This window comes from Luteolibacter sp. LG18, from assembly GCF_036322585.1.
Taxonomy (GTDB): Bacteria; Verrucomicrobiota; Verrucomicrobiia; order Verrucomicrobiales; family Akkermansiaceae; genus Luteolibacter.
In genome coordinates this window covers 2,523,209-2,550,089 of sequence record NZ_AP024600.1, presented here as the reverse complement: position 1 = coordinate 2,550,089, position 26,881 = coordinate 2,523,209, and the positions used below count along the sequence as shown (strand labels likewise).

Here is a 26,881-nt window from a genome sequence, read left to right as displayed (position 1 = left end):
GCCTACTTCTTCGCCGGCACGTTCCCCTCGATCAGTTCCGTGAGATAGCTGGCGGAAAGCACCTCCGGCGTGATGACGGGCTCCTTGCCCGGCACGTAGAGCACGTTCACCGGGATCGCGCTGCGGCCCAGCTCGCGGAGCTTCGTCTCGATGGCAGGATCCGGATTGGTCTTATCCGCCTTCAGGGTCACGACGCCGCGGCTGTTCAGCAGCTTGATGACCTCCGGCGTGTAGGCCCGTTTCTTGTTGAACTGGCAGGTAGCGCACCACTGGGCGGTGAAATCGACATAGACCGGCGTGCCCTGCCTCGCCAGCTCCCGCACCCGTTCCTCGGACCAATGCTCCCACACCAGGCCGCTCTTCTTCGGCGGCTTGCACAGCCAAACCCCGCCAAGGGCGAACAGCAGGGTCAGAACGACCGCGGTGCCACGGGAGCGGGCCGTGCGGTGCGGCAGGTGCCAGCGACCGTAGATCCACCCGGCCAGCGCGATCGCGCTCAGGCCAAAAATCGGCCCCAGCATGTTCTCCAGCGCGATCTGGCCCACGTACACCCACAGCAAGTAGCCCGCGGTGGCGAACAACAGGAAACTCATCGCCTGCTTGAAGCTCTCCATCCACGCCCCCGGACGCGGCAGGTAACGCACCAGCTTCGGGAAGATCGAAAGCAGCAGGTAGGGAAACGCCAGGCCCACCGCCATCGCGGTGAAGCACAGGAAGAACTGCACCGCCGGCAAACCGATCGCCGTGCCGATGGCGGCACCGAGGAACGGAGCCGAGCACGGGGTCGCCACCAGCGTGGCCAGCACCCCGGAAAAGAACGCACCCGCGGTCCCCTGCTTGGCCTGCAACGAACCTCCGATCGAGGTCGCCGAAGCGCCGATCTCGAACACGCCGAACATATTCAACGCGAGCACGAACATCAGCAGCAGCAAGCCCAGCACCACATACGGATTCTGGAGCTGATAGCCCCAGCCGATGGTTTCCGCGGAACCGGTCTTCGCAAAAGCCGCCGCCCGCGCCGCGAACAACACGCCGCTCAGCGCCCAGAACGAAATCAGCACGCCGCCGGTGAACGCCAGTCCGTGCACCACCACCTTCCGGTGATCCTCACCCGACTGCTGGACGAAGCCCATGATCTTGAGCCCGATCACCGGAAACACGCACGGCATCAGGTTCAGAATGAGACCACCCAGGGCCATCGAACCGAGCACGAACAACAGGTTCCCCAACGGCAGCCCGCTCTTCGTCGCCGCCGCTGGAGCGGCCGTCGCCTTGCCACCGAATGAAACGTCCGTCACCACCAGCGCGCCCGCACTCGTCGCGGTGTCGAGCGGCCCCTTGGCCGAGAGAATCCCCGAGATCGACTTGCCCACCGGGATCTCGCTTTCCAGCGCGTCCTTCGCCTTCCGCTTCAAGGTCAACACCCAGTCCGACCCGTCGTGCTTCAGCGTGCCGCCATCGGAGAGCGCCTGCACGAACGGCACCGCTGGCACGAACTCAAGGCCCGCCTTGTCCAGATCCGCCGCCGCACCGCTGCCCGGAGTGAGGCGCAGTTCGAAGGTGTCGCCCTTGTTCTCCGCGCTGTAGGTCCACGCGGTGGACGCTCGCGGATGAGCCTTCCTCACCTTCTCAAAGAACGCGGCCTTCGCCGGATCCGCCGCCGGAGTATCGGCCACCGTGAGATCGAGCGAGAGCTTCGCGCTCTCGTCCTTGCACGTCTCCTTGCAGATCTGCCAACTCGCCGCCAGGGCCAGCTTCGCGTGCTCGCCCGCCTTCAGGGTCGCGGGCGGCGTGATGTCCACCAGGAACACCGGGCTGCCGGAAAAAGCGAAGCTCTTGCCGAACAAGCCGTCCTTCACCTCCGGCAGCGGCCACTGGACCGGGCCCGCGGTGAAGCCCTCGGGCAGCGTCCACTTGAATTCCGGAGCCTTCTCCACGCCGCCCGAGTTCACGTAGTAGCTGTGCCACTCGGCCGGGTGCTTCAATTGCAGCGCCACCGTGAACGGCTTGCCCGGCGCGATCGCGGAAACTTCCGACACCAGGCTCGCCGAGGTCGGCGTCTCGCCCTCGCCCATGCCTCCGTAGCCACCGAGTTGGAACTGCGCTTGGGCGGGTAAAACGACCGCGAGGGCCAACGATAACAAATGAACGAAAAAGCGGAGCATGACGGATCGGTGACTGAATTTCGTGCAGTTAAGACGCCACCGACCCCCAATTTCATCCAAAAAAAAGGGCATCCGATCGAAATCGGACGCCCTGTTGGAAGGTGAGTAAATCACCCGGTTTAACCGGGATTAGTAGCCACCGTAGTAGCGGCGCTGCTCTTGGTCACGGGCGTTGCCGTAGGCACCGCCGATGAGGGCACCGGAACCGGCACCGATGGCGGCACCTTCGAGGGCGCGACCGGACTGGTTGCCGATGATGGCACCGGCACCCGCACCGATGAGCGCGCCGGTGGCGGCACCACGCTGGGTGTTCGGGCCGGCGTCAGCGCAGCTCGAGAGAGCCATGGCGACGATGACGGCGGGAGTGGTGATCAGGATCTTTTTCATGATTCGAGTCGGTTGGTTGGACATCATTACCGTTAGACGCATTGGAGAAGTCCTCAAGGGAATTTCATCCGCGTTCTGCCATCTGAGACGGTAACCCATCAAATTTTCTTCACCAATTCTTTCACGAGTTCCGGACCCCGGAAAATGAACGAGCTGTAGATCTGCACCAGCGAGGCTCCGGCACGCAATTTCGCCCGCGCGTCCTCCACGGTGGAAATCCCCCCCACCCCGATGATCGGAATGCGCCCGCCGAACTGCGAGGCGAAGGCCGCGATCACCTCCGTGCTGCGGTTCGTCAATGGCTTGCCGGACAGGCCGCCCGCCTCGTTGGCCCGCGGATGCCCTTGTACCAAGGCCCGGTCGAGCGTGGTGTTGGTCGCGATCAGGCCGTCGAGGCCGCCCTCAAGGAACACCCGCGACAGCCCCTGGATGTGGGCCTCCTCCAGATCCGGCGCCACCTTGAAGAGCAGCGGCACCTTCTTGCCGTGCTGGATCGAAAGTTTCTCCTGCTCGCGCTTCAGCGTTTCCAGCAGCCGCGCGGACGCCTCCTCGCCCTGCAGGTCGCGCAGGCCGGGGGTGTTCGGGGAGGACAAATTAACAACAATGTAATCCGCCACCGAGTACGCCGCCTTCAGGCACGCCAGGTAATCGTCCGCCGCGTTCTCGTTCGGCGTGTCCTTGTTCTTGCCGATGTTGAAACCGATCACGCCGTGGAAATTCCGCGTGGCCCGCACGTTCGCCACCCCGGCTTCGATCCCCGGGTTGTTGAAGCCCATCCGGTTGATGATCGCCTCATGGGAAACCAAGCGGAACAGGCGCGGCTTCGGATTGCCCGGCTGCGGGCGCGGCGTGATCGTGCCGATCTCCACGAACCCGAAACCGAGCCGTCCCAGCGCGTCGATCGTGTTGCCCTCCTTGTCGAGACCGGCGGCGAGGCCCACCCGGTTCGGGAATTTCAGCCCCATCACCTCCACCGGTGCCGCGAACTCCTCGCTCGGAAATGCAATTTGCAACAACCCGCTGCGCTCGGCGAGACGCAGGGCATTCATGCTGAAATGATGCGCCGTTTCGGCATCGAGACGGAAAAGCAGCGGGCGGAGCAGGGAGTAGGCGTCGAACACGCCGAGAGGATGAAAAAGCCTTCCGGGAATGTCGAATCCCGCGTTTCAGGGCGTGCCAGAGTTACCCCAAATGACGCAGGGAGTTGACAAATTGGCGCACTTTGCACGGCAAGTTGTCACTTGCACGGTTCAGCTCGCGCCAATTGTCAAACGGTTTTGTTGAAAATGAGTGAGTTGCAGACGCGGTTTTTCGCGGCACGACGCTTGCTGGAAGTTTGGCAACGGTCAAACCATCCGGCTCCGACAATTGGCATTGTCCATTTTTCGAATCCACATGGTAGCTACAAAAGAAACCGGAAGAAAATTAGAATAATTCCAATCCTCCGGGCGTTGTACTTATAACACCTCACCATCCACGACCATGGCCTACGAATCCGATAGCAGCCTGAAACTTTACCTGAGGGAGATTTCCAAGACGCCGCTGCTGACGCCTGAAGAGGAGATCCAGTTGGCGAAGCGCATCAAGAAGGGGGACAAGGAAGCCCGGTCCCACATGATCCGCGCCAACCTGCGCCTGGTCGTCAAAATCGCCCAGGACTACTCGGGTTACGGCCTGCCGATCTCCGACCTCATCTCGGAAGGCAACATCGGCCTGATGAAGGCCGTGGAGCGTTTCGACCCGAAGAAGGGCGGCAAGCTTTCGACCTACGCCGCCTGGTGGATCAAGCAATCCATCAAGCGCGCGCTGGCCAACCAATCCAAGACGATCCGCCTGCCCGTCCACATGGTCGACAAGATCGCCAAGATGCGCCGCATCTCGACGATCCTGGCCGAAGCGCTGGGCCGCGAGCCCACCGAGGAGGAACTCGCCGACGAAATCGGCCTGCCCCGCCGCAAGCTCGCCATGCTCAAGCAGGCCTCGCAGCGCCCGACCTCGCTCGATGCCCCGATCAACGAGGGGGAAGCGACGGAATACGGCGAGATCATTGGCGACGAGCGTGCCGGCAACCCGCTGGAAATGCTCGCCGACAAGAACCTCCACAACCAGCTCGACGGCCTGCTGTCCGTGCTCGACGAGCGCGAACGCAAGATCATCGACGAACGCTTCGGCCTCACCGGCAAGAAGCCGCTCACGCTCGAGGAAGTCGGCCGCCAGTTCGGCGTGACCCGCGAGCGCATCCGCCAGCTCCAGAACTCGGCCCTCAACAAGATGCGCCGGGCCCTTCGCAAGAAGGAAAAGCCGATGCCGAAGCCCCTCGGGGCCACCCCGGCCGAGGCCTGAGAGCCTTCCACTTCATGTGTGTCAAAGGCCGTCGCGGGAGCCAATCCGCGGCGGCCTTTTTTGTCATTTGATGGAAAATCCCCCGCCTTCACCTTTTCTAAAGGTTTGCTCTGGCACGGTGGCGGCATCGTCATGGCCACCCGACTTTTCCGCTCCTCCCCGCTGCGGCTCACCGCCGCGCCCGTGCTCGCCGCGCTGGGTCTGACCGCCTGCGTCGATTTCGGCAAACCCGGCACCTCCTCCGTGGCGCTGCCCCGGGATTGGCAGAATGCCGCCGGCTTCAAGGTCGCCGCGCCTTCCCAGGACCTTTCCCGCTGGTGGGGACGCTTCGGGGATCCGGTGCTGACGAAGCTGGTGAGCAGCTCGCTTTCCAGCAACCTCGACGTGGAAACCTCGATGTCCCGCGTCCGCCAGGCCCGCGCCAGCCGCGAGTCCGAGGCCAGCTCGCTGTTCCCCAGCCTCTCCGGTTCCGCGGGCTCGAATGCCAGCACCACCCTCCGCGACAACGCGGCGGACAGCCGCAGCATCAGCTATTCGACCGGCCTGAATGCCTCATGGGAAGTGGACCTCTTCGGCAAGCGCCGCACCTCGCTGCTCGCCTCCAGCGCCAGCATCAATGCCGCGGTGGAAAACCTCCACACCGTCCAATCGTCGCTGGCCTCGGAAGTGGCCCTCGCCTACCTCGATCTGCGTTCCGCCCAGGCCCGCCTCCAGATCGTGCGGGACAGCCTGAAGAGCCGCGAGGAAACCTACCAGCTCACCGTCTGGCGCCAGAAGGCCGGACAGATCGACCAGCTCGATCTCCGCCAGGCCGAGACCAGCCTGGAGCAGGCCAAGGCCTCGATTCCCTCGCTGGAGCAATCGATCTCCCAGGCGAAAAACCGGCTCGCCCTCCTCGGCGGCCAGACGCCCGGTGCCTTTGATGGCCTGCTGGCCTCGAAGGGCCGCGACATCCCCACCCCGCCCTCCGGCCTCGCCGTCGGCATCCCCGCCGACACCGTGCGCCAGCGCCCGGACGTCCGTTCCGCCGCCTACCAGTGGGTCGCCGCCGTTTACAAGACCCGCGCCGCGAAACTGGAGCGCCTGCCAAGCCTGAATCTCTCCGGCTCGCTCGGCATCAATGCCGCCACCGTGGGCAAGGTCTTCAATCCGCAGACCGCCACCGCGGGTCTGGTCGCCGGTCTCTCCGGCCCGATCTTCGATGCCGGCCGCATCCGCGCCAACATCGAGGTCCAGAGCGAGGCCGAGGAACAGGCGCTGCTCGCCTACTCCTCCAGCGTGCTCCAGGCCCTCTCGGACGTGGAGGATTCCCTGATCGCCTGCCGCCGCTCCGGCGAACGCATCGCGGTGCTGGAACGCGCCACCGTTTCCGCCCGCGAGGCCTCGGTTCTCGCCGGACAGCGCTACAAGGCCGGGGTCGTCGACCTCGTCACCGTGCTCGATGCCCAGCGCACCGAACTCAGCCTGGAGGAAAGCCTGATCTCCGCCCGCACCGATCGCTCCTCCGCCTACGTCCAGCTCTACAAGGCGCTCGGCGGCGGCTGGTAAGCCCCCCTTCCACTCTCCCACCCGACTCATCGAATGAAACAAGACGCATCGCAGGATCTTGCGACCATCGTCGCCAACGCGGGCAAAGGCCGCTCGTGGCGCTATCTCATCATCGGCGGACTGCTCGTCGCCATCGGCGTCGGCGGCTGGTTCTGGTACCGTCAGCGGCTCGAGGATCAGAATGCCGGCCCCACCTACGTCACCGAGCCGCTGAAGCGCGGCGAGATTTCCCTGGAGGTCACCGCCACCGGCAACCTCGCGCCCACCAACAAGGTCAGCGTGGGCTCGGAACTTTCCGGCACCGTAGCCGAGGTCCTTGTCGACCGGAACGACCAGGTGAAGAAGGGCCAGGTCGTCGCCAAGCTGGACACCACCAAGCTGATGCAGACCAACGCCAGCACCAAGGCGAACCTCGCCTCCGCCCAGGCCAGGGTCGTACAGGCCGAGGCCACCGCCAAGGAAAGCGAAGCCAACCTCGGACGCCTGGAGGAACTCCACCAGCTCAGCGGTGGCAAGACGCCCTCGAAGGCGGAGATGGACACCGCCCGCGCCACCCGCGACCGCGGCCAGGCCGACCTCCAGTCCGCGAAGGCCTCCGCCCTGGCTTCGGAAGCCGCCGTCCGCACGAATGAAACCGACCTTTCCAAGGCGGTCATCAAGTCGCCCATCGATGGCATCGTGCTCACCCGCAGCGTGGAGCCCGGCCAGACGGTGGCCGCGTCGTTCACCGCGCCCGAGCTTTTCGTCATCGCGGAGAGCCTGGAACGGATGGAACTCCAGGTCGCCGTCGCCGAGGCGGACATCGGTCGCGTCGAGAAGAACCAGAAGGCCGTGTTCACCGTGGACGCTTGGCCGGACCGCAACTTCTCCGCCAGCGTCACCATGGTGGCCTACGGCTCGAAGGTGACCAACAACGTGGTGACCTACGACACCGAGCTGGAAGTGCCGAACCCGGACCTCAGCCTGCGCCCCGGCATGACCGCCACCGCCGACATTTCCGTGGCCTCCAGCAAGGATGTGCTCGTCGTCCCGAATGCCGCGCTGCGTTTCACGGCGAACAAGGAGACCACTCCCCAGGCCGATGCCGGACAGAAGAAGTCCTTCGTCCAGAGCCTGATGCCGGGCCCGCCGCGCCGCGGTTTCAACCAAGGTGGCGGCAAGCGCAATGGCGGCAAGCCGGGCCCGCGCCCGCCCTCTGCCGAGAAGGAGAAATCCCACGTCTGGGTCCTGCGCGAGGGCAAGCCCGAGGAGATCACGGTGGAAACCGGCCTCACCGATGGCAGCCGCACCGAAATCACCTCACCGGAACTCAAGGAGGGCGATGCCATCATCATCCGCGCCGAAACCGCGACCGCGTCATGAACTCCGGTGACTCCAGTACTTCGCCGCTCATCGAGCTGCGCGGCCTGACCAAGACCTACGGCAAGGGCGATGCCGCGTTCCAGGCGCTGAAGGGGGTCGACCTCCAGATCCAGCAGGGCGAGTTCGTGGCGGTGATGGGCCACAGCGGCTCGGGGAAATCCACGCTGATGAACATCCTCGGCTGCCTCGATACCCCCACCTCCGGCAGCTACCGGTTCCAAGGCATCCCGGTCGAGACGCTCAATCCCGACCAGCGTTCGCTGCTCCGCCGCCACGCGCTCGGGTTCATTTTCCAAGGCTTCAACCTGCTGGCCCGCACCTCGGCTTTGGAGAACGTCGAGCTGCCGCTGCTCTACCGCGGCGTGACCCGCAACGAGCGCCACGCCCGCGCCCGCAAGGCGCTGGCCAGCGTCGGCCTGCCGACCAAGGAACGGAACACCCCGGCGGAGCTCTCCGGCGGCCAGCAGCAGCGCGTCGCCATCGCCCGCGCCCTGGTCACCGAACCCGGCACCCTCTTCGCGGACGAACCGACCGGCAACCTCGATTCCACCACCACCCACGAGGTGATGGAACTCCTGTGCAAGCTCAACGACGACCTCGGCATCACGGTGCTGATGGTCACCCACGAGGACGACGTGGCCGCCTACGCCAAGCGCGTGGTCCGCGTGGTGGACGGCCTCATCGAGTCCGACGTCATGAACCCCTCGCGCACGCCCCGCAAACCGTGATCTGGAACGCCTTCGTCATCGCCCTGCGCGAAATCCGCCGCAACCTGACCCGCGCCTTCCTCACCGTACTCGGTGTCATCATCGGCGTGGCCGCGGTCGTCACCATGGTCACGCTCGGCCGCGGCGCCACCGAGGCCGTGAAGTCGCAGATCTCCGGCCTCGGCAGCAACCTGCTGGTGCTGCGCCCCGGCCAGGGTTTCGGCCCGCGCTCGTCCTCCGCCGGCGTCCCGCTCTTCAATGAAGACGACGTCAAACAGATCCGCGCCCAGATCCCCGGCGTGCAGTGGATCGCCCCGGTCGGCCAGAAGAACGTCAGCACCGTCCACCTCCAGGCCGCGCGCAACACCAACATCACCGGCACCACCTCGGAGTACTTCCAGATTGGAAAGTGGAACCTGGTGAGCGGACGCTTCTTCAATGAGCAGGAGGAGCACTCCGGCGCCGCCGTCTGCGTGATCGGCCAAACCGTGCGCAACGCGATCTTCGGCAATGCCGATCCGATCGGGCAGAAGCTCCGCCTTCAAAACTCGTCGGTGGAAGTGATCGGCCTGCTCTCCCCGAAAGGCCAAACCGGCTTCGGCCAGGACCAGGACGACACCATCATCATGCCGATGAGCACGCTGCGGCTGCGCATCACCGGCCGCGCCTCGAAGCAGAACATCGACCAGATCATGATCTCCGGGGCCGATGGCACCGACAGCGAGGAACTGGTCGCGGACATCAGCTCGCTGATGCGGGACCGCCGCGGACTCCAGCGCAACGAGGAGAACAATTTCTCCGTCGTCGACACCCGCCAGATCGCGGACGCCGTGAGCTCCAGCACCAAGGTCATGACCACCCTGCTCGGGGCGGTCGCCGGGGTCAGCCTGCTCGTCGGCGGCATCGGCATCATGAACATCATGCTCGTTTCCGTGACCGAGCGCACCCGCGAGATCGGCATCCGCCTCGCGATCGGCGCCCGCGCCCGCGAGGTGCTGCTCCAGTTCCTGGTGGAAGCGATCACCCTGTCCTCCGTGGGCGGCGTGGTGGGCATCGTCCTGGCCGCCGGCCTGTGCAGCCTGATCGCGAAACTCACGCAGCTCCCGTTCCTGTTCGATCCCAAGATCAACATCATCGCCTTCGTGTTCTCCGCGGCCATCGGCGTGCTCTTCGGCTTCATGCCCGCGCGCCGGGCGGCGTCGCTTGACCCGATCGACGCGCTCCGCCACGAATGAACCTTCCCACCATGCGCCTGCTTCTCATCGAGGACGATCCCCAGCTCCTGCGCAGCCTCGCCACCGGCCTGCGCGAGGAGAACTACGCGGTCGACACCGCGATGGATGGGATCGACGGGCTCGCGAAGGCGACTTCCGCGGAGTACGACTGCATCGTGCTCGATGGCATGCTTCCCGGGCTCGATGGCTGGGAGGTGCTGGAGCGGCTGCGTCCGGACCACAAGGTCCCGGTGCTGATGCTCACCGCCCGCGATGGCGTGCCGGACCGCATCCGCGGCCTGGATTCCGGCGCGGACGACTACCTCACGAAGCCCTTCGATTTCGACGAACTGCTCGCCCGCCTCCGCGCCCTGATCCGCCGCACCGGCGGCCAGGCCTCGTGCCGGGTGGAGGTCGGGGACGTGGTGCTCGATACCGCCACCCGCCTCGTCACCTGCGCGGGCGAAGAGGTTCCCCTCACCGCGCGCGAGTATGCATTGGTCGAGTATCTGATCCTGCGCCGCGGGTCGGTGGTGAGCCGTGCCGAGCTCTACGACCACCTCTTCGACGAGGACGACGACACGCTCTCCAACCTGCTCGACGTCCACGTTTCCAACGTCCGCAAGAAGCTCGGTCACTCCTTCATCTCCACCCGCCGCGGTCACGGCTACAGCATCGAATGAGGCGCATCGTCCAATCCGTGCGCTGGCGTCTCCAGCTCTGGCACGCGCTGATCCTGCTGGCAGTGATCACCGCGCTGTGCCTGGTGGTCCACCATGTGGCGCAGGAGGAACGCACCCGCCGCGTCGACCGCGAGCTGCGCTATTTCGATCGCACGATGTTCCGCTACCTCACCTCGAACCAGGCCCCCGTCGGCCCCGAGGTGATCCGCGAACGGCTGCGCAATCTGAAACCCGACGGCTCGATGCCCGAGGTGCTCAAGGCGCTCTTCCGCGAGGGCGAATCCGGCGAGCCCTACTGTGTCGCTTGGGATGAGCAGGGTGCCGAGGTCTTCCGCTCCGCCAATGCGCCCGACGACCTCAAGGCCCCCGGTTGCAGCAAGGACGGCTACGAGTTCATCCGCACCGAGAACGGCCGCCGCGAGTGGTTCCGCATGATGCCGGACAACGCGGGCATCGCCATCGGCAAGGAACTCGGCCGCGAGCGCGACGAACTCGCGCGCCTCACCTGGAAGCTCGTGCTCTGCGGCGGCGGCATCTGGTCGCTCGGCCTCATCGGTGGCTGGTGGCTGGCCGGCCGCGCGATCAAGCCGATCTCCGCCATCGCCGGCACCGCCTCCCGCATCGCCAATGGCAACCTCGCCGAGCGCATCGACATCGCCGACACCGACAACGAGCTCGGCCGCCTCAGCCAGGTGCTGAACGAAACCTTCGACCGGCTCCAAACCGCCATCGATCGCCAGAAGCAGTTCATCGCGGACGCCTCGCACGAACTGCGCACGCCGGTTTCCGTGATCCTCTGCGAAACCCAGCGCGGCCTGAAACGCGAACGCCCGAGCCAGGAATACAAGGACATCCTCGACACCTGCCACCTCGCCTCCGAGCGGATGCGCACCCTGGTCGAATCGCTGCTCACCCTCGCCCGCCAGGACGACACCTCCGGGCAGCTTCAGTCCGAGCCCTGTGATCTCAGCGCCATCGCCCGCGAATCGCTGAACCTGCTCAAGCCCCTCGCCGAGGCGCACGCCATCCGCATCGAGGCCGATCTCCAGCCCGCGACGGTGGACGGCGATCCCCGCGCGCTGCCGCTGGTCACCGCCAATCTCATCTCGAACGCCATCCACCACCAACCCTCGGGCGGAAGCGTGAACGTGCGCGTCTCCACCAAGGATGGCCATGCCGTGCTGGAGGTTTCGGACACCGGTCCGGGCATCGCGCCGGAGCATCTGCCCCATCTCTTCGACCGCTTCTACCGCACCGACAAGGCCCGCGGTTCCGCCGGCGGTCACTCCGGCCTCGGCCTCGCGATCGTGAAGGCCATCGTCGACCGCCACCACGGCACCGTCACCGTCCACAGCGAACCCGGCCAAGGGGCGACCTTCACGGTGACCCTGCCGGTGGCAGTGTAGGATTTGACGTAGCCGCGCTCGGGAGAGCGTGGGCCGGGTGAATCCACCCGCTCCCACGCAGCTCCAGTTCCCGGTTCACGTTCCAGATTTCTGAGCCCGGAGGGGCGGCTCGGTAGAGGCCTCACGTGCGAGGATAAGGGAGAATCCACCCAACCCACGCTCTCACGAGCGCGGCTACACAGACTCCAACAACAGCCCGCCCAACTCCCCGACGTCCTCCGCCATCGCATCGGCTCCCGCGGCCACCAGGGCCTCGCGATCGTGGTAGCCCCAAGTCACCGCGACCGTCCGCATGCCCGCGCGCTTGCCGGTATCGAGGTCCATCGTTGAATCCCCGATCATCGCGCAGGCCGCAGGTTCGAACCCGAAAGCCGCCGCGATCTCCAAGGCTCCCGCCGGGTCGGGTTTGCGCGGCACTTCCGGCCGCTGGCCGAGCACCAGATCGAACTTCGTGCCCGGAAACAACACGGCCACCATTTCCACGGTGAACGGGTGCGGCTTGTTCGACAGCACCGCCAGCCGGTGTCCGGCCGCGCCGAGCTTCTCCAACATCTGCGGGATGCCCGCGTAAATGTCCGTCCCCTCCCGCCAGGCGGCGGCGTAGTGGACCTTGAAGGTCGCCTCCAGCGCGTCGATTTCGCCCTCGGTGATCTCCCCACCGGCCGCGCGGCGCAGCAGGTCGCGCGCGCCGTTTCCGATGAACCGTCGCACCGCCGCATGGTCGTGAATCTCCCGGCCGTGCTCGTGGAGCGTGCGGTTCAGCGCGGCGGCGATGCCGCGCAACGAGTCCACGAGGGTTCCATCGAGATCGAAAATCAGTCCGCTTGGCACGCCGCGAGGCTGCCGGGACCGGCCCGCGATGGGAAGATCAGAAGCTGATCAGGCTCACCAGCTCGGTATCGCTGTAGCGGTCCAGATGGTCCGCGGCGGCGACGAGCACTTCGGAGTCGGTGATGTCCTGCACCGCGTCGAAGGATTCCGTGGCGGCAGGCGGGTTGCCAGCCACCGGACCGGACTTGGCAGCAGGAGCATGGGCCACAAAGGCCTGGACCGTCAGCACGATCGCCGCGGTCGCGGCCACGAGACCACCGATCGAGGCGGGCAGGGCCCAGCGCTTCCACCAGGGAGCGGGCGGTTCATCGAGACGGATCGCCCGCATCACGTTGTCCGCAAAGCGCGGCCCGGCGGAGACCGGCGGGGCTTCATCGAGAAGCTTCCAGACGGCGTCCGATTCCCAGTTTTCGTCTTCGGGCAGCGGGTTACGGTTCATGGCGGGGAGGCGATTCACCGGGAGAAACCCCGGCACGGCCCGCAGGTTGCGGAAAATTTGGCCGAAAATCAACCCCTGGCTTCCAAACACCCTGAAATCCAAGGATTCAGACCCCGCGTTTGTCCCCCCACAGCCGCACGTGGAGCCGGTCGCAGAAGCGGAAACCCTGGTCCCGGCAAAGGTCCGCCAGCCACGGACCACGCTGGTCGAGCTCGGCCGGGGTCCGTCCCTCCGGCATCAGCAGGATGCGGTCCTTCGGCAGCGGCATCACCTCCACCAGGGCCAGCACCTCGTCCAAGTCCGCCGGGGTGGCGACCACGAACTTGAACCACGCCTTGCCCGTCCCGACGAGAAGCCGCAGCACGTCCGGCTTCAACCTCATCGCGGCCGCCATGCCGGAATTCGAAAGTTTCGGCGAGACGTTGAACTGGTTCACCGCCTCCACGAAGGCCTCGGAGGGAGCCAAGGTGCCGTTGGTTTCCACCTCGAAGACATACGCTGGATCCCGCCGCCGCAGCGCCGCGATCAGCTCCAGCCACCCCGCCTCCTGGATCAGCGGCTCACCACCGGTGAGCACCACCCGGCGGCAGGGAAACGCCGCCACCCGCTCTGCGATGGCTTCCGGGGCCATTTCAAAGGTCACGTCCTCCTTGCGGTGCTTCCTGTAGCCCGGAGTGCCGTCCTTTTCGTGGGTCCACGCCGTGCCTTCGAAGTTCCAGGTGTGGTCGGTATCGCACCAATGGCAGTGGAGATTACAGCGCGAGGAACGGACGAACACCGCGGGCAGCCCGACGGACACGCCCTCGCCCTGCAGGGTGAAGAACAGTTCCGGTCCATCGTTCAGCTTCGCCAGTTTCATCCGCGGAGGACTGTAGGCGGCAACCTTCGCCACGGGAACCGCGAATGAACGCCAATGGCCGCGAATTTTCAGGAGTTGAGCCTTTAGGCGAGGAAGGTCTTCCGGGGGCGGGGTCTCCGGAGCTCCTTCAATTGCGCGGCCCCTCTTCCCCCATTCGCGTCCATTGGCGTTCATTCGCGGTTGCCCCTCACCCTTCCTCCTCCCTAACAATCACCCATGAGCATCATCACCGGCCGCGGCGACGAAGGGCAGACCGATCTCCTGTTCGGCAAGCGCATCGCGAAGACCTCCCTGCGCATGGAGGCCTTGGGGCTGGTCGATGAGCTGAATGCCGCCCTCGGTCTCGCTCGTGCCGCGGGTCCTACTGACGAGTCCCTCGCGATCCTCGATGGCATCCAGGAAAAGCTGATCGGCCTGATGGGCCAGCTCGCCTGCCTGCCGGAGGATGTGGAGCGTTACCGGGAAAAGGGCTACGCCGCCATCCACGCCGAGGACGTGACTGCGCTCGAAACCCTCGCCAAGGACCACGAGGCACGAGGCGTGCGTTTCACCGGCTGGGCCCGGCCGGGAGCGGAGGGCTCGCTGGCCCGCGCCGGCATGGACTTCGCCCGCACCATCGCCCGCCGCGCCGAGCGGTCGGTGCTGGCCCTTCACGAATCCGGCGAGGAGGTGCCGCGGGAAGTGAGGCTCTATTTCAACCGCCTCTCCGATCTGCTCTGGATCCTCGCGCGAGTGAGCTGAAAAAAGCGGTGGCGGTCCCGCCAGGAACCGCCACCAACGAACCACCGATAAAAGGAGCCGGTCAGGCAAGCCGGAGCCGCCACAGGCTGGCGTCGTCCTGATCGCGCCACGCCGGGCGCCGCGCGATCGGATCCTGCAGCGTGCGGACGGTCTTCCGGCCGCCGACGTAGACGAAGGAGTCGCAATCGATCTCCACCACTTCGAGACCCATGTAGTAGGTGCTCCGGAGGGTCGCGACGGCATTGGCTCCAAAGGCCTGCGCGAGGTGCCCGCGCAGCAGCGCGGCCTCCTTGCGGCCAAGGAACAGACAAGCCGGGGTGCGATCCTGGGTGCTCTTGCTACGGATGAGATCGGACACCGCCCGGGAATCCCAGCCTCCCTCGAAGGAAAGCTCTGGTTCCAGGCTGCGCGTGTCTGGCAGCAGGTAGGACTTCGCGTTCATTTTCGTCTGTGCGCCCGTGGGGCACGCCCCTTGGATGCACTTCATGACTAACATTGTCAATTCACTAATGTTTATTTTGATGATTTTTCTACTCCAGATACTCAGGATTGAATTCAACAAGCCCTGTGACAGTCCGTAAAAATACGGCGTTTCGTCTTTCTTGTGGCACGGGATGAGCAAGAGTGAAGGCGCATGAGCGAAATCCCGCTGTTGGTTCATAACGACCCTTGGCTGCAACCCCACGAAGAGGCGATCCGCCGTCGTCTGAACCGCTTCCGCGAAACGCTCAAAGGCATTGAGCATCAAACAGGCTCGCTCGCCGCCTACGCCACCGGGCACAAGTTCACCGGCATCCACTGGCAGGAATCCTCGAAGTCCTGGATCGTCCGCGAGTGGGCTCCCAAGGCGAAGGCCGTGTCGCTGATCGGGGACTTCAACCGCTGGAACCGCGACACGCACCCGCTGGTTCAGTCGACCGGCGGCATCTGGCAATTGAAGCTGCCCGCCGACACCCTCGGCCACGGCCAGCGCGTGAAGCTCCACGTGGTCGGCGCCGATGGTTCCCGCCGCGACCGCGTCCCCGCCTGCATCCGCCGCGCGGTGCAGGACCCGGTGACCCACGATTACTCCGGCCAGATCTGGAGCCCGCCGAACCCCTACGCCTGGCAGCACAGCTTCGATCCCGCCACGGTCAAGAGCCCGTTCATTTACGAAGCCCACGTCGGCATGTCCGGCGAGGAAGGCCGGGTCCACACCTACCGCGAGTTCGCCGAGCAGGTGCTGCCGCGGATCAAAGCCGCCGGTTACAACACCGTGCAGTTGATGGCCGTGCAGGAGCATCCCTACTACGGCTCCTTCGGCTACCACGTCTCCTCGTTCTTCGCCGCCTCGTCCCGCTCCGGCACGCCGGATGACCTGAAGCACCTGGTCGATACCGCCCACGGGCTCGGGATCGCGGTGCTGCTGGACGTGGTCCATTCCCACGCCGTGAAGAACATGGCGGAGGGTCTCAATGACTTCGATGGCTCGGGGAACCAGTATTTCCACGCCGGGGACCGCGGCGACCACCCCTCGTGGGACTCGAAGTGCTTCGACTACGGCCGCCCGGAGGTCCGCCAGTTCCTGCTCTCCAACCTCCGCTGGTGGCTGGAGGAGTTCCATTTCGATGGTTTCCGCTTCGATGGCGTGACCTCGATGCTCTACCACTCCCACGGCAACAAGGCCTTCAACAGCTACGACGACTACTTCGGCGGCGATGCCGAGGAGGACGCGATCCTCTACCTCCAGCTCGCGACCACCCTGATCCACCGCCTGAAACCGGGCGCGCTGGTGGTGGCGGAGGACATGTCCGGTATGCCCGGGCTGTGTCGCCCGGTGGAGGAAGGTGGCGTCGGCTTCACCCACCGCCTGGCGATGGGCCTGCCCGACCACTGGATCAAGCTGCTCAAGGAGGTCCCCGATGAAAGCTGGGACCTCGGCCAGCTCTGGAACGTGGTCACCAACCGCCGCCATGGCGAGCCGACCATCGCCTACGCGGAGAGCCATGATCAGGCTCTGGTGGGCGACAAGACGATCGCCTTCCGGCTGATGGACAAGGACATGTACTGGCACATGGCGCTCACCGACCCGAATCCGGTGATCGAGCGCGGCATCGCGCTGCACAAGCTCATCCGCCTGATCACCCTCTCCTTCGGCGGCGAGGGCTGGCTGAATTTCATGGGCAACGAGTTCGGCCACCCGGAGTGGCTCGACTTCCCGCGCGAGGGCAATGGCTGGTCGTTCCACCACTGCCGCCGCCAGTGGTCGCTGGTCGACCATCCTGACCTGAAATACAAGTGGCTGGCCGCCTTCGACCGCGCGCTGGTCGGACTCGCCGACTACCACCACCTCCTCGCCACCCCACAGGCGCAGGTGCTGAACCTGGATCTGACCAACCAGGTGATCTGCGCCGAGCGCGGCAACCTGATCTTCGTGATCAACCTGTCCGTGGACCGCTCGATCCCGGACTACCGCCTGCCGGTCAACGGCACCGGCGACTACCACGTGGTGCTCGATACCGATGCCGCGGAATACGGCGGCCAGGGCCGCATCGACCGAACCATCGCCTATCCGGTCGATGAGGAGGGCAAGCTGAGCGTCTACACCCCGGCACGCACGGCGCTGGTGTTCGCCAAGTAGCGTAAGTTTTCAACTTGCGGGTCGAGAGATCCGCGAAGTCGCATGCAGGTTCAGTCCGCCTCCGAGTGGCCCACTCAAAGACGGACTGAACCTGCATGGGCGTTCGCGAATCATCCCACTCACAACTTGGAAAGTTGTGCTACTCCTCAATCCAGTTCCGCGTCGTGGAACGTGGCCCAGTCGTCGAGGTTGTTCAGGTTGATCGCGTCGAGGAACGGCGGCTTGTCCTCGTCGATGCCGGCCTCGACGAGGATCGACTGGCGGGTGGCGTCGCCGTGGTTGTAGCCACGGATCGCGCGGTTGAGTTTCTCGATGGTGGCGGCGTCGGTCTTCGAGCCCTTTTGTTCGAGAATCCACTCCTCGAACTGCGGGTAGGTGGGATGGTGCTCGTCGATGTATCCGGTCACGGCATCCTCGGTCAGGCCGAGAGCATCGATGACCATCTTGTCGAAGCCCTTGCCGATGGCCGGGTAGCCGTCGGCGAGCTTGCCCACGGAGGCGAGGGAGACCTTCAGCCAAAGACGCGGCAAGTGGAGCACGCCGAGCGGCCCGGCGACGCCGGAACTGATGAGAGGGACGATCTTGTTCATGGCGTCCCCAACCAAGCACAGCCCGGCGCGCCGTTCAAACTCCATCAGTTCGCCGACATCCCGTGGCGGGCCCAGAACGAGGACAGCTCGCCGGAGCTGCCGTTGAAGACATTGCGCTCCACCGGCCGGTCGAGGTTGCCGAAATACGGGCCCGAGCGGAAACGGCCGTGCGAATAGTGCTTCGGGATCGAGCGGCCGTGCTGCCAATCGACGCCCCCGTACTGCCACAGCGTCCAATCGTGCCAGACGTCATACTGCTTCACCAGCCCCTCCGGGTTGCCGGGCGCGGGGAAGATCCGGCCCGCGCCGCTGGAGTGGGAATAGAGGGCCACCCAGTACGGGGAGCGGCGTAGCTTCGCTTTGGTGGCGGAGTCGGCGGAGCGCAGCATCAGTTTCATGTGTTCGCTGTTCTCCAGGTAGATCACGGGCGTGACGCCGGTGCGGGATTCGACCCGGTCGATGAAGCGGGTGATGTCGGAGAGGCGGGAGTTCGCGTCGAAATCGCCGCACAGCAGGAGGCGGCCGGTGCGCCACGAGCGGGATCGCGCGATCTGCTGCATGCGGGTGACGAACTGGTCGGCCTGGGCCGCGGCATCGACGTGCGTCTGGAGGCGGTAGTAGGCCCCCACCAGCATCCCGGCGCGGTCGGCGGAGGCGAGGAAATTGGCGCACTTGGTGTCGAGCACGCCGCCCTTGCCACAGCGGGCGATCAGGCCCTGGGCCCCGTTCGCGCGGAGGGCGGAAACGTCGTGCTCGGAGTAGGACCGGCCCGCCCGCTGTTTTTCCTTCGGATCGTAGCCGGAGACATTGATGACCTGGGGCCGCCGCGGCGACGGGATTCCTGAACCACCGCCACCGCACTGGGTGAGCAGGCCGACGAGAGGGAGAAGCAGCAGGAGCTTTTTCATGCGTTTGAGCCCATCCTGCCCCAGGGCCCGGCTCCTGTCGAAGTCGAAACCTAGCGGAAACGGATTTCCACTGGATTCCGGGCGGATCGGGGTGATGTTAGAGAACCATGAAAGGCCAGACCCTCATCGGAGTGATTCTCATCATCGTCGGCGCGATCCTGCTCGCTTACGACGGATTCACGACCACGAAACGGGAGAACATCATCGACGCCGGCCCGATCAAGGTGCAGGCGGATGTCCAGGAGCACCATCACGTGCCCCCGATCATCGGCTGGGCGGTGCTGGGTGTGGGCGTGTTGCTGACCGTGGTGGGCGTGAAGCAGAAGTGATTCACGCGACCTCCGCCCCACGCCACAATGTAGCTGAAAGCTCCGCTTTCAGAATGTAGGGAGAAGCTCCAGCTTTCCCTTTGGGAGTGGAGATCGCCCGGCCCAACCGGCCTCCGCCAACGGAGCTGGCGGAGACAATTCGAAAGCAGAGCTTTCGACTACATCGGCGTCACTTGAACTCCAGCGTCACCGGAGCGGAGGCCTCCTGGGTGGTGAATGCGGAACCCTCGAAAAAAGCCCAATCCTTGTCGGTGGTTTGAGCGGCCGGTTGGGCGGAGGACTGGACCCAGATTCCGTCCGCGAGCTGCACCCGCAGGCGGGCGGCGCGGAACTTGAACTTGTCCTCGGCGGTCGAGCGGCGGACCTCGATCGCATTGGACGCCTTCAAGCCCTTCACCGCTTCCGCATCCAAATCGAGGGACTTCGTCTGCCACTGGTCACCGCCCGCGGGCAGTTCGGCGAGCTTGCGACCGTTCAACCACAGCGTCTTTTCCCCGGACTTGCGGTCGTTCACACCGAACAGGCCGATCGTCAGCTTCGCGGCCTTCACGCCGGCAAACTCCGCCGGGGTGAGAGCGCGGGTTTCAAGGGCGGTCGCGGCCACCGGGGCCTCCGCAATCAAGCGCACCGTCTGGCGGCGCAACCCGGCATCGATCGCCCACGGCACGGTGTCCTCGGGGAACGACGCGTCCTTGCCCGCGCGCTCGACCAACAGCCAGGCCTCGGCGGTGGCCTCACTACCCTCCGTCCCCCCCAGCGAGACCTTGAGTTCTTTCCCAACCAAAGCCTTCACGTCGAACGACGCCATCGTCCAAGCCCGGGCCTTGTCGCTCGGCATACCGGCACGGGCGTAGCCGGGGAAGGGATTGAGCTTCGCCTTGCTGGTGCGGAGCGGGGTGGCCACCTGGCCATTGATCTTCACTTCCGGCAGGTCCGGATAACCGATGACCAGCACCTCCGCGCGGCCCTTGGTGTCCGAGGGAAGCATCGCCGCGGACTCCTTGCCGGACACCTTCACCGGCACGGCGGACAAGGCGGCGTCCCGCTTCGCCGGGCCCGCATCGACCTCCAGCGCGAGGGTCTGGTAACCGGGCACCTCCACCCGGATCGTGCCGCCGCTCCAGGAAACCGGAGCCGCGCCATGGTACGGGAACACCACCCGCGAGGAGCCCCCGCCGGGCAACGGCGCGGACGGAATCTCCAGCACCTGCGTTTCCGCGGAGGGATTCCGCGTCACCAGCACACCGTGGCCGCCGTCCCAGCCGATGTAGCCGTAAACATGGCCCTCGTCCGGACGGCCGCCGACGTAGTCGGTCTTCGCCAGCGCCTTGAAGTTCTTCTCCGCCCAGCGGTGGATGGTCCCGAGCGCCTTCCAGTGCTCCGGCGTGGAGGTTTTCGGCGTGATATACCACTCCTTCATTTGGATACCACGGCCATAGTACATCATCACGTGGTCCGCCCACTCCCGGACGCCGTCGCCGGGTCCTTCGAGCTGGTGGCGCTCGTTGAGGATGATACCGTGGGTCATCAGGCGGGAAACGGGGACCAGCGGGCGATCCTTGGGATCGCCCCACATGCGCCACAGGAAGGTGTCGCGGTCGGTGGTAGCCATGTTCCGCACGGAAAGCTCCGGCCAGTTGCCGTTCGCACCGTCGTCGCCCGCCAGCATCCACAGCGCGTCGCCGTGCATCAGCCACCACGGCGAGAACCACATCCAGTTGGTGAGGTTCTGATAGACCCGCGGGTTCGCCTCGCGGGTGGATTTCAGCAGCGAGATCATCGCGTCCACGTTCGCCTCGTGGCCGTGGCGGTCGGTCGGCGGGTGGCCGTTGCCCTCTCCCACATCGGAGAGGTGGTTGAAGTCATGCTTGAAGTAGCCGACCTTCCCCTCCCCCGCGAGGCGGACAAGCTGCTTGCGCAGCAACTCCTGATACGCCGGATGGCTCAGTGAATAGTGGGCGAAGTAGCGGGAGAAATACTTGTTTGCCTTCGCCCGTGGATAGCCCTGGCTCTCGCCCCACTTGACGTCCGTGTTGGTTCCGTCCAGCGCCAGCCATAGCCCCAGCTCGGTTCCCTCTTTCCGCAGCGCCTCGCTGAGCGCCACCAGATCCGGGAAACCACCGGGGAAATCCCGCGGCGTCGGTTCCCACACCGACTTGCGGTTCTGCCAGCCATCGTCCGGCACCATCGCGTCGATCTTCACCCCATACGGTTTCACCGCCTTGGCGAAGTCCCGGTAGATGGCGGTGAAGCTATCGACCTTCAGCGACTTCCCCGCCGGATCGAACCAATTGTTGTAGTGGGTGAAGCTGCGGTCCGCCTTCTGAATGGTCTTCAGGTAGCCTTGGAACTGGCCGGTCACTGGAGCGGACGCGCCGCCGCCCGCCACCGCGGTCTTGCTCGCCACCTTCCACGTGCCGCCATCCTTCACCGCGTAGCCGGGGAAATGGAACAGGCGGATCAGCCCGGGACGCGGGTGGGCATCCTTGTCGTGCCCCTCCAGATCCACGAAGCTGTAGTTCCCCACCAGCTCGTAGTGGTGCTTGTCCGGCTCGGGCGTATTGCCATCGGTGTGGCGGCTGTGACCGGCCGGGTATTCGAGCCCGAAGAACCAGCGGTCACCGAGGAAGACCGGCTCACCGCGCCCCCCGCGGGTGGCAACGCCCTGCGCGGAGAAACGCTCGACCTCCAGACGGTCGACCGTGGCTTCGTCCGGAAATTCCAGCGCCACCGCCTTCCGCGTCCAGCGCTCGCCCGGGGCCACCGAATAGCGGACGGTCACCGCCACCGGCATCGAGGGACCGGCCTTCAGGCCAGCCGGGCGCTGGTAGCGGATCGTCCACACGGAGGTCCCGCCATCCTTGGTTTCCACTGGCTGCCCGGCGGCGACGAAATCGGAAACGGTGAACTCCGCGTCATCCATCATCCGGATGTGGAACTCATCGCTCTGCGTTTCGAGGGATTCGGTCCCGGCGATGAACCGGGTGGTCCGCCATGCCTTGCCATCGAAGGTCAACTCGCGCTGCACCAGATCGTTACCCATCTTCAACGTCTCCGGCGCGGCCGACGCCGAACACACCAGAGACATCCACACCCATCCGGAACCCAAGAGTCGAAAACGCTTCATGACCAAGAAAACAAAAAATTTACGCGCAATCTACGCACACAATTCCCGATTCTTTCCCACAAAAACCCTCGCTCACCGGTTCCGCTCCACCGCCAGAATCAAGTAATCGAGAAACCCCCAGCGGTAGGCAGTCCAGATCCGCAGCGAACTCACCGCCAGACGCAGCGTCTGGACCGGGTGCCGCAGCGCCTCCCATCTCAACACCGGATTCCGCAGCAACCCGCGCAGAGCGCGGCCCATCGCATCGGACCACGATTGCTCCACCAGCATGCCCAGGCGCGTCATCGACACCGCCTCCGCCCCCTCCTCCTCGAACCGCCTGCGGCAGGTCCACTCATCGGCCAACCCCGGCATCTCGCCCGCAGCGCGGATCGGCTCGATCAACAGCCATCGCGCCCACGCGGGCACGAGGTCGCCGATGATCCACCCGGCGATGACAATCCGGTGGCCGGGCTTCACCACCCGGATCATTTCCCGGCACGCCGCCCGCGGTTCGGTGAAATGAAAGACCGATTCGATGGCCACGACGGCGTCGAACTCCCCTTCCGGCAGGCCGCTCCCCAGCCAATCGCCCAACAGGTAACGGACGCGGGGATCGCGGGTCCGCCGTTTGGCGGCCTCGTATTGGACCGGTGAAATGGTCACCCCGGTCACCTCGACCTCGAAATGGCCGGCCAGCCACCGCGCCGGGCCGCCGTAGCCGCAGCCGACATCGCACACCCGCATGCCGGGCCGGAGCCCGGCCGCCTGCGCGACGGCGCGGAGCAGGTTGGCATTCGCCTCCGCCCGGTCCGGCGTCTCCGGATGCCAGATCCCATGGTGCAGGTGGTCACCCCACAGCGCGCGGTACCACACGTCGAGCGTGTCGTAGTGCCGGGCCGCGCCGATGGTTTTCACACCTCGCCGTCCGGAAAGACCTGATGGGACTTGATGGCTTCGACGCCCACCGCGGCGGCGGTGCCGAAGATCGTTTCGACCGAGGCCGTCCGCGGCACCTGGGCGGCGGGGCGGGCGAGGCCGAGGATGAGCTGGCCGTAACCCTGGGCCCCCGCGACGTGCTGGAGCAGTTTCAGGGAAATGTGGCCGGCATCGAGGTTCGGGAACACCAGCACATCGGCGGTCTGGCGGACCTTGGCGTCCGGCAGCTTCACCTCGGCGGCGGCCGGGTCGAGGGCGACGTCCGCCTGGAGTTCGCCATCGATGTCGAGATCGAGGTACTCCTTCTGCACCACATCGCGGGCGATGGCGGTGGCGGCGATCATCTTGCGCGCCTCGTCGGTCACGGCGGAGCCCTTCGTCGAGTGGCTGAGCAGGGCGACCTTGGCGGTGCGGCCGAGGAAATGGCGGGCGACCTTGCCGGTTTCAATGGCGATGGCCGCGAGCTGGTCGACGGACGGCTGCGGGATCAGGCCGCAATCCGCCATGAACAGCACGCCGCTGCCGCCGACGTGCTTCAGGTGGTCGCCGACGAGCACCATCGCGCCGAAGATCTTCGGCACGTTGGGCAGCGGCTTGATGGTGTTGATCAGGGCGCGGAACAGCGCGGCCGGGAGGGCCTTGTTACCGCCGACCAGACCGTCCGCCTGGCCATACTGGGTCATCAGCGCGCCGAAGTAGTGCGGGCGGGCGACGATCTCCGCGGCATCGCCGACCTGCATGTTGCGGTAGCGGGCCATGTTGTCGACGCGCTGGCAGAAGAGCTGGAAATCGGACGACTTCGGCGGGTCGATGATGTTGATGAAGGTGAGCTTCACACCGTTGTCCCCGGCCAGGGCGCGGATGCGCTCCTTGTCGCCCAGCAGGATCGGGGCCACGGCCTCGGCGGCCACCAGCCGCTCCGCGGCCTGGAGCACGCGGAGATCCTCCCCTTCCGTGAACACGATGCGTTTCGGGTGCCGGCGGAGGGCTTCGATCAGGTGGCGCGTGAAGGCGTTGCCGGCGGGTGCTTCAGAGGAAAGGGTCGACATGAGAATTCGGTGCTCTTGCACCGTGCCGTTACTCTAGTATCCCTGCTGAAAGTCCTTCAACCCCGAATCCGCCAGAGTGCCAGCCGATTACCACACCCACACGCCCCTTTGCCACCACGCCGAGGGCGAACCGGAAGCCTACATCGACGCCGCGATCGCCGCTGGCCTAACGGAATACGGCATTTCCGACCACGCCCCGGCCGTCCCGGAGCCCTTCGACGACTGGCGGATGGCGGTGGCCGACCTGCCGGAATATTTCTCGTGGCTGGACCGCGCGCGGGCCCGTGCCGCCGGGCGGATCCCCGTCCGGGCGGGTTTGGAGTGCGATTGGCTGGCCGGCTGCGAGGGCTGGATCGAGGATCTGGCTGGGCGCTACGCCTGGGATTATTTGATCGGATCGGTCCACTATCTGGGAGACTGGGACTTCGACAATCCCAAGTGGCTGGGCCGCTGGGCCGAATCCGACGTGGACGCGGTGTGGAGCCATTATTGGAACACCTACGCGCAGATGGCGGAGAGCGGACTATTCGACATCCTCGGCCACGCGGACCTGGTGAAAAAGTTCGCCCACGTCCCGGGCGGCGACCTCGACCGCTTCTACGAACCGGCGATCGACGCCATCGCCGCCTCCGGCTGCGCCATCGAGCTGAACACCGCCGGCTGGCACAAGCCCTGCGCGGAGGCCTACCCGGCCCCGCGGTTCCTGGAACTGGCCTGCTCGGCGGGCATCCCGCTGGTGATTTCCTCGGATTCGCACCACCCATCCGAAGTGGCGCGGGATTTCCCCAAGGCCATCGAATGGGCGAAGGCGGCGGGATATCGGGAGACGCTGTTGTTCGAGGGGCGGAAGCGGCGGAGCGAGGCGTTGTAACCGCCACTCCTTGATTTCCGGAAATCCATGACTAGAGTGGATTCCATGATCACGACCGTCACCCAGAAAAACATGGTCACCATTCCGGCGGAGGTGGGCCGGGTTTTTGGCATCAAGCCCGGTTTCAAGCTGGACTGGGAGGCGGTGGAGGGGCGCGACGAAATCCTCGTCCGGGTGATTCCAGACCGCACGGAACTTGCGCGCCGCCTGCTGGGAGCAGGAAAGAAGCATTCGCCCAAACGGGACGCGGTGGCGGAACTGGTCAAGGAACGGGCAACCGAAGGTTGAGCGATGACCTACCTGCTCGATACCTCTGCCTTGCTGGCCCACTACCGCCAGGAAGCCGGCTGGGAAGCCGTTCACCAGCTTTTCGAAAACACCGACGCGTCCTTGATCATTGCGAGCGTGACGGTGGCGGAGTTCGCACGGCGCATGGTCGAATTGGGAGCTTCAGAGTCCGAGATCAGCACCGCCCTGCAAAACTACCGGCTCATTTTTTCCGAAGTCGTCTCCATCGACGATGCGATCGCGTGGGAGGCATTCGAAATCGGGCGGAAAACTCCCGGCCGGCTGCCGCTGGCGGATGCGCTCATTGCGGCTGCCGCCAGTTCGCGCGACGCAACACTGGTGCACCGCGACAAACACATGAGCCAAATCCCGGGCAAGTTGGTGAAGACACGGGATCTGGCCAAGTGAGCATGACGGCGTTGTAGCCGGAAGCTCCAGCTTTCGGATTGTCTCCGCCAGCTCCAGTTGGCGGCGGGCGGTTAGGCCAAATGATCTCCTACCCCACAGAGGGAAAGCTGGAGCTTCCCCCTACATTCTGAAAGCGGAGCTTTCAGCTACGCTGGCAGCGGCAGGTAGCGGCATTCACTGCGCCCATCCGGCCAGAGCTTGAGCAGGGCGTAGCCCATGGGGGTGCGCTTGTAGCTGCCGTCCTTGCGGTCGCCGGGTTCCCACCACGAGCCGCTGAGCGCGCCATTGCAGTGGAAGCGGATGTTCCAGAGCGCCTCGCTGCTCTGGATGTGGATGTGGCCGCTGAGGGCGACGACCGGAGCCTCGCGCGCGGCGAGCTTGTCGATCACGGCCTTCGCGCCGCCCATGTTGCCGCCGTCGTAGTCGCCCGCGAGGGAGAGCAGCGGCAGGTGGCCGGCCAGGAGGAGCGGGGCGCTCTTCGGCAGCGAGTCGAGTTTCTGGAACAGCCAGTCCTGCTGCGGCTTGCCGAGCGAGCCGCCGGAGTTTTCCAAGGTGATGATCTCCCAACCGCCCTGCTTCGTGTGGCCATACGGCTCCGCGATGCCGAGGCGCTTGCAGACATAGGGAATGCCGCGCATCGGATCGCCTTCCGGAGCGGCCCACCAGGGATCGTGGTTGCCGACGGTGTGGAGCATGGGCAGGCCCTTGAGCTCCGCCACGACCACCTCGTCCCAGAGCTTCCACTGCTCCTCGACCCGCTCGCGGGTGATGTTCTTGTAGTCGGCGGCGTAGATGCTGTCGCCGGTGTTGACGACGAGATTGATGTCGCGGTGTTTCTGGCGGATGGCTCGCAGGATCTTCCGGCAGCGTGAGGGCGCGTCGTGCTCCGGACGCAGGTGGATATCAGTGAGGTGGAGGATGGTGAGGGGCGCACCGGGAGCAGGCGCGGCCAAGGTGCCCATCGGCAGCGAAGCGGCAGTGGCGGCCCCGAGGGTGAGGAAGCCGCGGCGGTTGAGGGACGGGTGTGACATCGTCCTGACTTAACGGAAACGGAGCTGGCCACCTATGGGCGAAACCGCCGAAGTCGT

26 protein-coding genes are annotated in these 26,881 nt (G+C 65.5%); 13 read left to right on the top strand and 13 right to left on the bottom strand.

Going from position 1 to position 26,881, the window contains the following annotated elements; all coding sequences use genetic code 11:
- Positions 1–2 precede the first annotated feature (2 nt).
- The 3 genes from llg_RS10640 to llg_RS10630 all read right to left on the bottom strand — a co-directional run bounded on the left by llg_RS10640 (position 3) and on the right by llg_RS10630 (position 3,673).
- A complete protein-coding gene (locus tag llg_RS10640) occupies positions 3–2,165 on the bottom strand; it encodes a thioredoxin family protein (protein WP_338289884.1) in 2,163 nt (720 codons plus the stop codon).
- Between the two features lie 129 nt (positions 2,166–2,294).
- A complete protein-coding gene (locus llg_RS10635) occupies positions 2,295–2,552 on the bottom strand; it encodes a glycine zipper domain-containing protein (RefSeq protein ID WP_338289883.1) in 258 nt (85 codons plus the stop codon).
- Between the two features lie 98 nt (positions 2,553–2,650).
- A complete protein-coding gene (locus llg_RS10630; protein WP_338289882.1) occupies positions 2,651–3,673 on the bottom strand; it encodes a quinone-dependent dihydroorotate dehydrogenase in 1,023 nt (340 codons plus the stop codon).
- Between the two features lie 361 nt (positions 3,674–4,034).
- Here llg_RS10630 and llg_RS10625 point away from each other — a divergent pair, with 361 nt between their 5' ends.
- The 7 genes from llg_RS10625 (at position 4,035) to llg_RS10595 (ending at position 11,815) form a co-directional block, all read left to right on the top strand.
- A complete protein-coding gene (locus tag llg_RS10625; RefSeq protein WP_338289880.1) occupies positions 4,035–4,895 on the top strand; it encodes an RNA polymerase sigma factor RpoD/SigA in 861 nt (286 codons plus the stop codon).
- A 132-nt stretch (positions 4,896–5,027) separates the two neighbouring features.
- Positions 5,028–6,443 carry an efflux transporter outer membrane subunit gene (locus llg_RS10620; protein ID WP_338289879.1) on the top strand — a complete coding sequence of 472 codons (1,416 nt, stop codon included), beginning with the start codon at positions 5,028–5,030 and terminating at the stop codon, positions 6,441–6,443.
- A gap of 33 nt (positions 6,444–6,476) precedes the next feature.
- Positions 6,477–7,805, top strand: a complete 1,329-nt coding sequence (locus llg_RS10615; RefSeq protein WP_338289878.1) for an efflux RND transporter periplasmic adaptor subunit — start codon at positions 6,477–6,479, stop codon at positions 7,803–7,805.
- Entirely contained in the window at positions 7,802–8,533 is a 732-nt protein-coding gene (locus llg_RS10610; protein ID WP_338289877.1) for an ABC transporter ATP-binding protein, read from the top strand. The genes llg_RS10615 and llg_RS10610 overlap by 4 nt, the downstream gene beginning before the upstream one ends.
- Positions 8,530–9,747 (top strand): ABC transporter permease, encoded by a 1,218-nt coding sequence (locus llg_RS10605; protein WP_338289875.1) that lies wholly within the window; start codon positions 8,530–8,532, stop codon positions 9,745–9,747. Before llg_RS10610 ends, llg_RS10605 begins: the two co-directional genes overlap by 4 nt.
- 11 nt (positions 9,748–9,758) lie before the next feature.
- Positions 9,759–10,409 carry a response regulator transcription factor gene (locus llg_RS10600; RefSeq protein ID WP_345789198.1) on the top strand — a complete coding sequence of 217 codons (651 nt, stop codon included), beginning with the start codon at positions 9,759–9,761 and terminating at the stop codon, positions 10,407–10,409.
- Complete coding sequence (locus llg_RS10595; protein WP_338289872.1) at positions 10,406–11,815, top strand: ATP-binding protein; 1,410 nt, start codon at positions 10,406–10,408, stop codon at positions 11,813–11,815. The genes llg_RS10600 and llg_RS10595 overlap by 4 nt, the downstream gene beginning before the upstream one ends.
- A gap of 174 nt (positions 11,816–11,989) precedes the next feature.
- Here the strand turns inward: llg_RS10595 and llg_RS10590 are convergent, their stop codons facing one another.
- The 3 genes from llg_RS10590 to llg_RS10580 all read right to left on the bottom strand — a co-directional run bounded on the left by llg_RS10590 (position 11,990) and on the right by llg_RS10580 (position 13,944).
- Positions 11,990–12,646: an HAD-IA family hydrolase gene (locus llg_RS10590; protein ID WP_338289870.1), complete on the bottom strand. Its 657-nt coding sequence runs from the start codon at positions 12,644–12,646 to the stop codon at positions 11,990–11,992.
- Between the two features lie 37 nt (positions 12,647–12,683).
- Entirely contained in the window at positions 12,684–13,085 is a 402-nt protein-coding gene (locus llg_RS10585) for a hypothetical protein (RefSeq protein ID WP_338289869.1), read from the bottom strand.
- Positions 13,086–13,191: 106 nt separating this feature from the next.
- Positions 13,192–13,944 (bottom strand): 7-carboxy-7-deazaguanine synthase QueE, encoded by a 753-nt coding sequence (locus tag llg_RS10580; protein ID WP_338289868.1) that lies wholly within the window; start codon positions 13,942–13,944, stop codon positions 13,192–13,194.
- A 216-nt stretch (positions 13,945–14,160) separates the two neighbouring features.
- Here llg_RS10580 and llg_RS10575 point away from each other — a divergent pair, with 216 nt between their 5' ends.
- Positions 14,161–14,685, top strand: coding sequence for a cob(I)yrinic acid a,c-diamide adenosyltransferase (locus tag llg_RS10575; RefSeq protein WP_338289867.1), 525 nt, complete (start codon positions 14,161–14,163; stop codon positions 14,683–14,685).
- A gap of 61 nt (positions 14,686–14,746) precedes the next feature.
- Here llg_RS10575 and llg_RS10570 read toward each other — a convergent pair whose 3' ends face one another.
- A complete protein-coding gene (locus llg_RS10570) occupies positions 14,747–15,172 on the bottom strand; it encodes a hypothetical protein (RefSeq protein ID WP_338289866.1) in 426 nt (141 codons plus the stop codon).
- 147 nt (positions 15,173–15,319) lie between these two features.
- On the opposite strand from llg_RS10570, the gene llg_RS10565 reads away from it, so the two are divergent.
- On the top strand, positions 15,320–17,305 hold the full coding sequence (locus llg_RS10565) for an alpha amylase C-terminal domain-containing protein (protein WP_338289865.1): 1,986 nt from the start codon (positions 15,320–15,322) through the stop codon (positions 17,303–17,305).
- Positions 17,306–17,451: 146 nt separating this feature from the next.
- Here llg_RS10565 and llg_RS10560 read toward each other — a convergent pair whose 3' ends face one another.
- On the bottom strand, positions 17,452–17,895 hold the full coding sequence (locus llg_RS10560) for a DUF5069 domain-containing protein (RefSeq protein WP_338289863.1): 444 nt from the start codon (positions 17,893–17,895) through the stop codon (positions 17,452–17,454).
- Between the two features lie 44 nt (positions 17,896–17,939).
- A complete protein-coding gene (locus llg_RS10555) occupies positions 17,940–18,803 on the bottom strand; it encodes a GH25 family lysozyme (RefSeq protein ID WP_338289862.1) in 864 nt (287 codons plus the stop codon).
- A 107-nt stretch (positions 18,804–18,910) separates the two neighbouring features.
- Between llg_RS10555 and llg_RS10550 the strand changes: the two genes are divergently transcribed.
- On the top strand, positions 18,911–19,132 hold the full coding sequence (locus llg_RS10550; protein WP_338289861.1) for a hypothetical protein: 222 nt from the start codon (positions 18,911–18,913) through the stop codon (positions 19,130–19,132).
- 169 nt (positions 19,133–19,301) lie between these two features.
- On the opposite strand, the gene llg_RS10545 is transcribed toward llg_RS10550, so the two are convergent.
- The 3 genes from llg_RS10545 to llg_RS10535 form a co-directional block, all read right to left on the bottom strand.
- Positions 19,302–22,259, bottom strand: coding sequence for a hypothetical protein (locus llg_RS10545; RefSeq protein ID WP_338289859.1), 2,958 nt, complete (start codon positions 22,257–22,259; stop codon positions 19,302–19,304).
- A 72-nt stretch (positions 22,260–22,331) separates the two neighbouring features.
- A complete protein-coding gene (locus llg_RS10540) occupies positions 22,332–23,156 on the bottom strand; it encodes a methyltransferase domain-containing protein (RefSeq protein WP_338289858.1) in 825 nt (274 codons plus the stop codon).
- A complete protein-coding gene (locus llg_RS10535) occupies positions 23,153–24,226 on the bottom strand; it encodes a phosphate acyltransferase (RefSeq protein ID WP_338289857.1) in 1,074 nt (357 codons plus the stop codon). The genes llg_RS10540 and llg_RS10535 overlap by 4 nt, the downstream gene beginning before the upstream one ends.
- A 76-nt stretch (positions 24,227–24,302) precedes the next feature.
- Between llg_RS10535 and llg_RS10530 the strand changes: the two genes are divergently transcribed.
- Genes llg_RS10530 through llg_RS10520 form a run of 3 tightly spaced genes read left to right on the top strand, consistent with a single transcriptional unit; the run spans position 24,303 to position 25,793 of the window.
- Positions 24,303–25,097 carry a histidinol-phosphatase HisJ family protein gene (locus llg_RS10530; protein ID WP_338289856.1) on the top strand — a complete coding sequence of 265 codons (795 nt, stop codon included), beginning with the start codon at positions 24,303–24,305 and terminating at the stop codon, positions 25,095–25,097.
- Between the two features lie 45 nt (positions 25,098–25,142).
- Complete coding sequence (locus tag llg_RS10525; protein WP_338289855.1) at positions 25,143–25,385, top strand: AbrB/MazE/SpoVT family DNA-binding domain-containing protein; 243 nt, start codon at positions 25,143–25,145, stop codon at positions 25,383–25,385.
- A gap of 3 nt (positions 25,386–25,388) precedes the next feature.
- Positions 25,389–25,793, top strand: coding sequence for a PIN domain-containing protein (locus llg_RS10520; RefSeq protein ID WP_338289853.1), 405 nt, complete (start codon positions 25,389–25,391; stop codon positions 25,791–25,793).
- A gap of 146 nt (positions 25,794–25,939) precedes the next feature.
- On the opposite strand, the gene llg_RS10515 is transcribed toward llg_RS10520, so the two are convergent.
- A complete protein-coding gene (locus llg_RS10515) occupies positions 25,940–26,824 on the bottom strand; it encodes a metallophosphoesterase (protein WP_338289852.1) in 885 nt (294 codons plus the stop codon).
- Positions 26,825–26,881: the final 57 nt, after the last annotated feature.

Bases quoted from the DNA above. Each gene is read 5' to 3' on its own strand.
- llg_RS10525 (WP_338289855.1), top strand. From the start codon at position 25,143: ATGATCACGACCGTCACCCAGAAAAACATGGTCACCATTCCGGCGGAG.
- llg_RS10615 (WP_338289878.1), top strand. From the start codon at position 6,477: ATGAAACAAGACGCATCGCAGGATCTTGCGACCATCGTCGCCAACGCG.
- llg_RS10595 (WP_338289872.1), top strand. From the start codon at position 10,406: ATGAGGCGCATCGTCCAATCCGTGCGCTGGCGTCTCCAGCTCTGGCAC.
- llg_RS10550 (WP_338289861.1), top strand. From the start codon at position 18,911: ATGAAAGGCCAGACCCTCATCGGAGTGATTCTCATCATCGTCGGCGCG.
- llg_RS10600 (WP_345789198.1), top strand. From the start codon at position 9,759: ATGCGCCTGCTTCTCATCGAGGACGATCCCCAGCTCCTGCGCAGCCTC.
- llg_RS10520 (WP_338289853.1), top strand. From the start codon at position 25,389: ATGACCTACCTGCTCGATACCTCTGCCTTGCTGGCCCACTACCGCCAG.
- llg_RS10555 (WP_338289862.1), bottom strand. From the start codon at position 18,803: ATGAAAAAGCTCCTGCTGCTTCTCCCTCTCGTCGGCCTGCTCACCCAG.
- llg_RS10560 (WP_338289863.1), bottom strand. From the start codon at position 17,895: ATGAACAAGATCGTCCCTCTCATCAGTTCCGGCGTCGCCGGGCCGCTC.
- llg_RS10575 (WP_338289867.1), top strand. From the start codon at position 14,161: ATGAGCATCATCACCGGCCGCGGCGACGAAGGGCAGACCGATCTCCTG.
- llg_RS10570 (WP_338289866.1), bottom strand. From the start codon at position 15,172: ATGAAGTGCATCCAAGGGGCGTGCCCCACGGGCGCACAGACGAAAATG.
- llg_RS10585 (WP_338289869.1), bottom strand. From the start codon at position 13,085: ATGAACCGTAACCCGCTGCCCGAAGACGAAAACTGGGAATCGGACGCC.
- llg_RS10565 (WP_338289865.1), top strand. From the start codon at position 15,320: ATGAGCGAAATCCCGCTGTTGGTTCATAACGACCCTTGGCTGCAACCC.
- llg_RS10515 (WP_338289852.1), bottom strand. From the start codon at position 26,824: ATGTCACACCCGTCCCTCAACCGCCGCGGCTTCCTCACCCTCGGGGCC.
- llg_RS10545 (WP_338289859.1), bottom strand. From the start codon at position 22,259: ATGAAGCGTTTTCGACTCTTGGGTTCCGGATGGGTGTGGATGTCTCTG.
- llg_RS10640 (WP_338289884.1), bottom strand. From the start codon at position 2,165: ATGCTCCGCTTTTTCGTTCATTTGTTATCGTTGGCCCTCGCGGTCGTT.
- llg_RS10625 (WP_338289880.1), top strand. From the start codon at position 4,035: ATGGCCTACGAATCCGATAGCAGCCTGAAACTTTACCTGAGGGAGATT.
- llg_RS10635 (WP_338289883.1), bottom strand. From the start codon at position 2,552: ATGAAAAAGATCCTGATCACCACTCCCGCCGTCATCGTCGCCATGGCT.
- llg_RS10580 (WP_338289868.1), bottom strand. From the start codon at position 13,944: ATGAAACTGGCGAAGCTGAACGATGGACCGGAACTGTTCTTCACCCTG.
- llg_RS10610 (WP_338289877.1), top strand. From the start codon at position 7,802: ATGAACTCCGGTGACTCCAGTACTTCGCCGCTCATCGAGCTGCGCGGC.
- llg_RS10535 (WP_338289857.1), bottom strand. From the start codon at position 24,226: ATGTCGACCCTTTCCTCTGAAGCACCCGCCGGCAACGCCTTCACGCGC.
- llg_RS10620 (WP_338289879.1), top strand. From the start codon at position 5,028: ATGGCCACCCGACTTTTCCGCTCCTCCCCGCTGCGGCTCACCGCCGCG.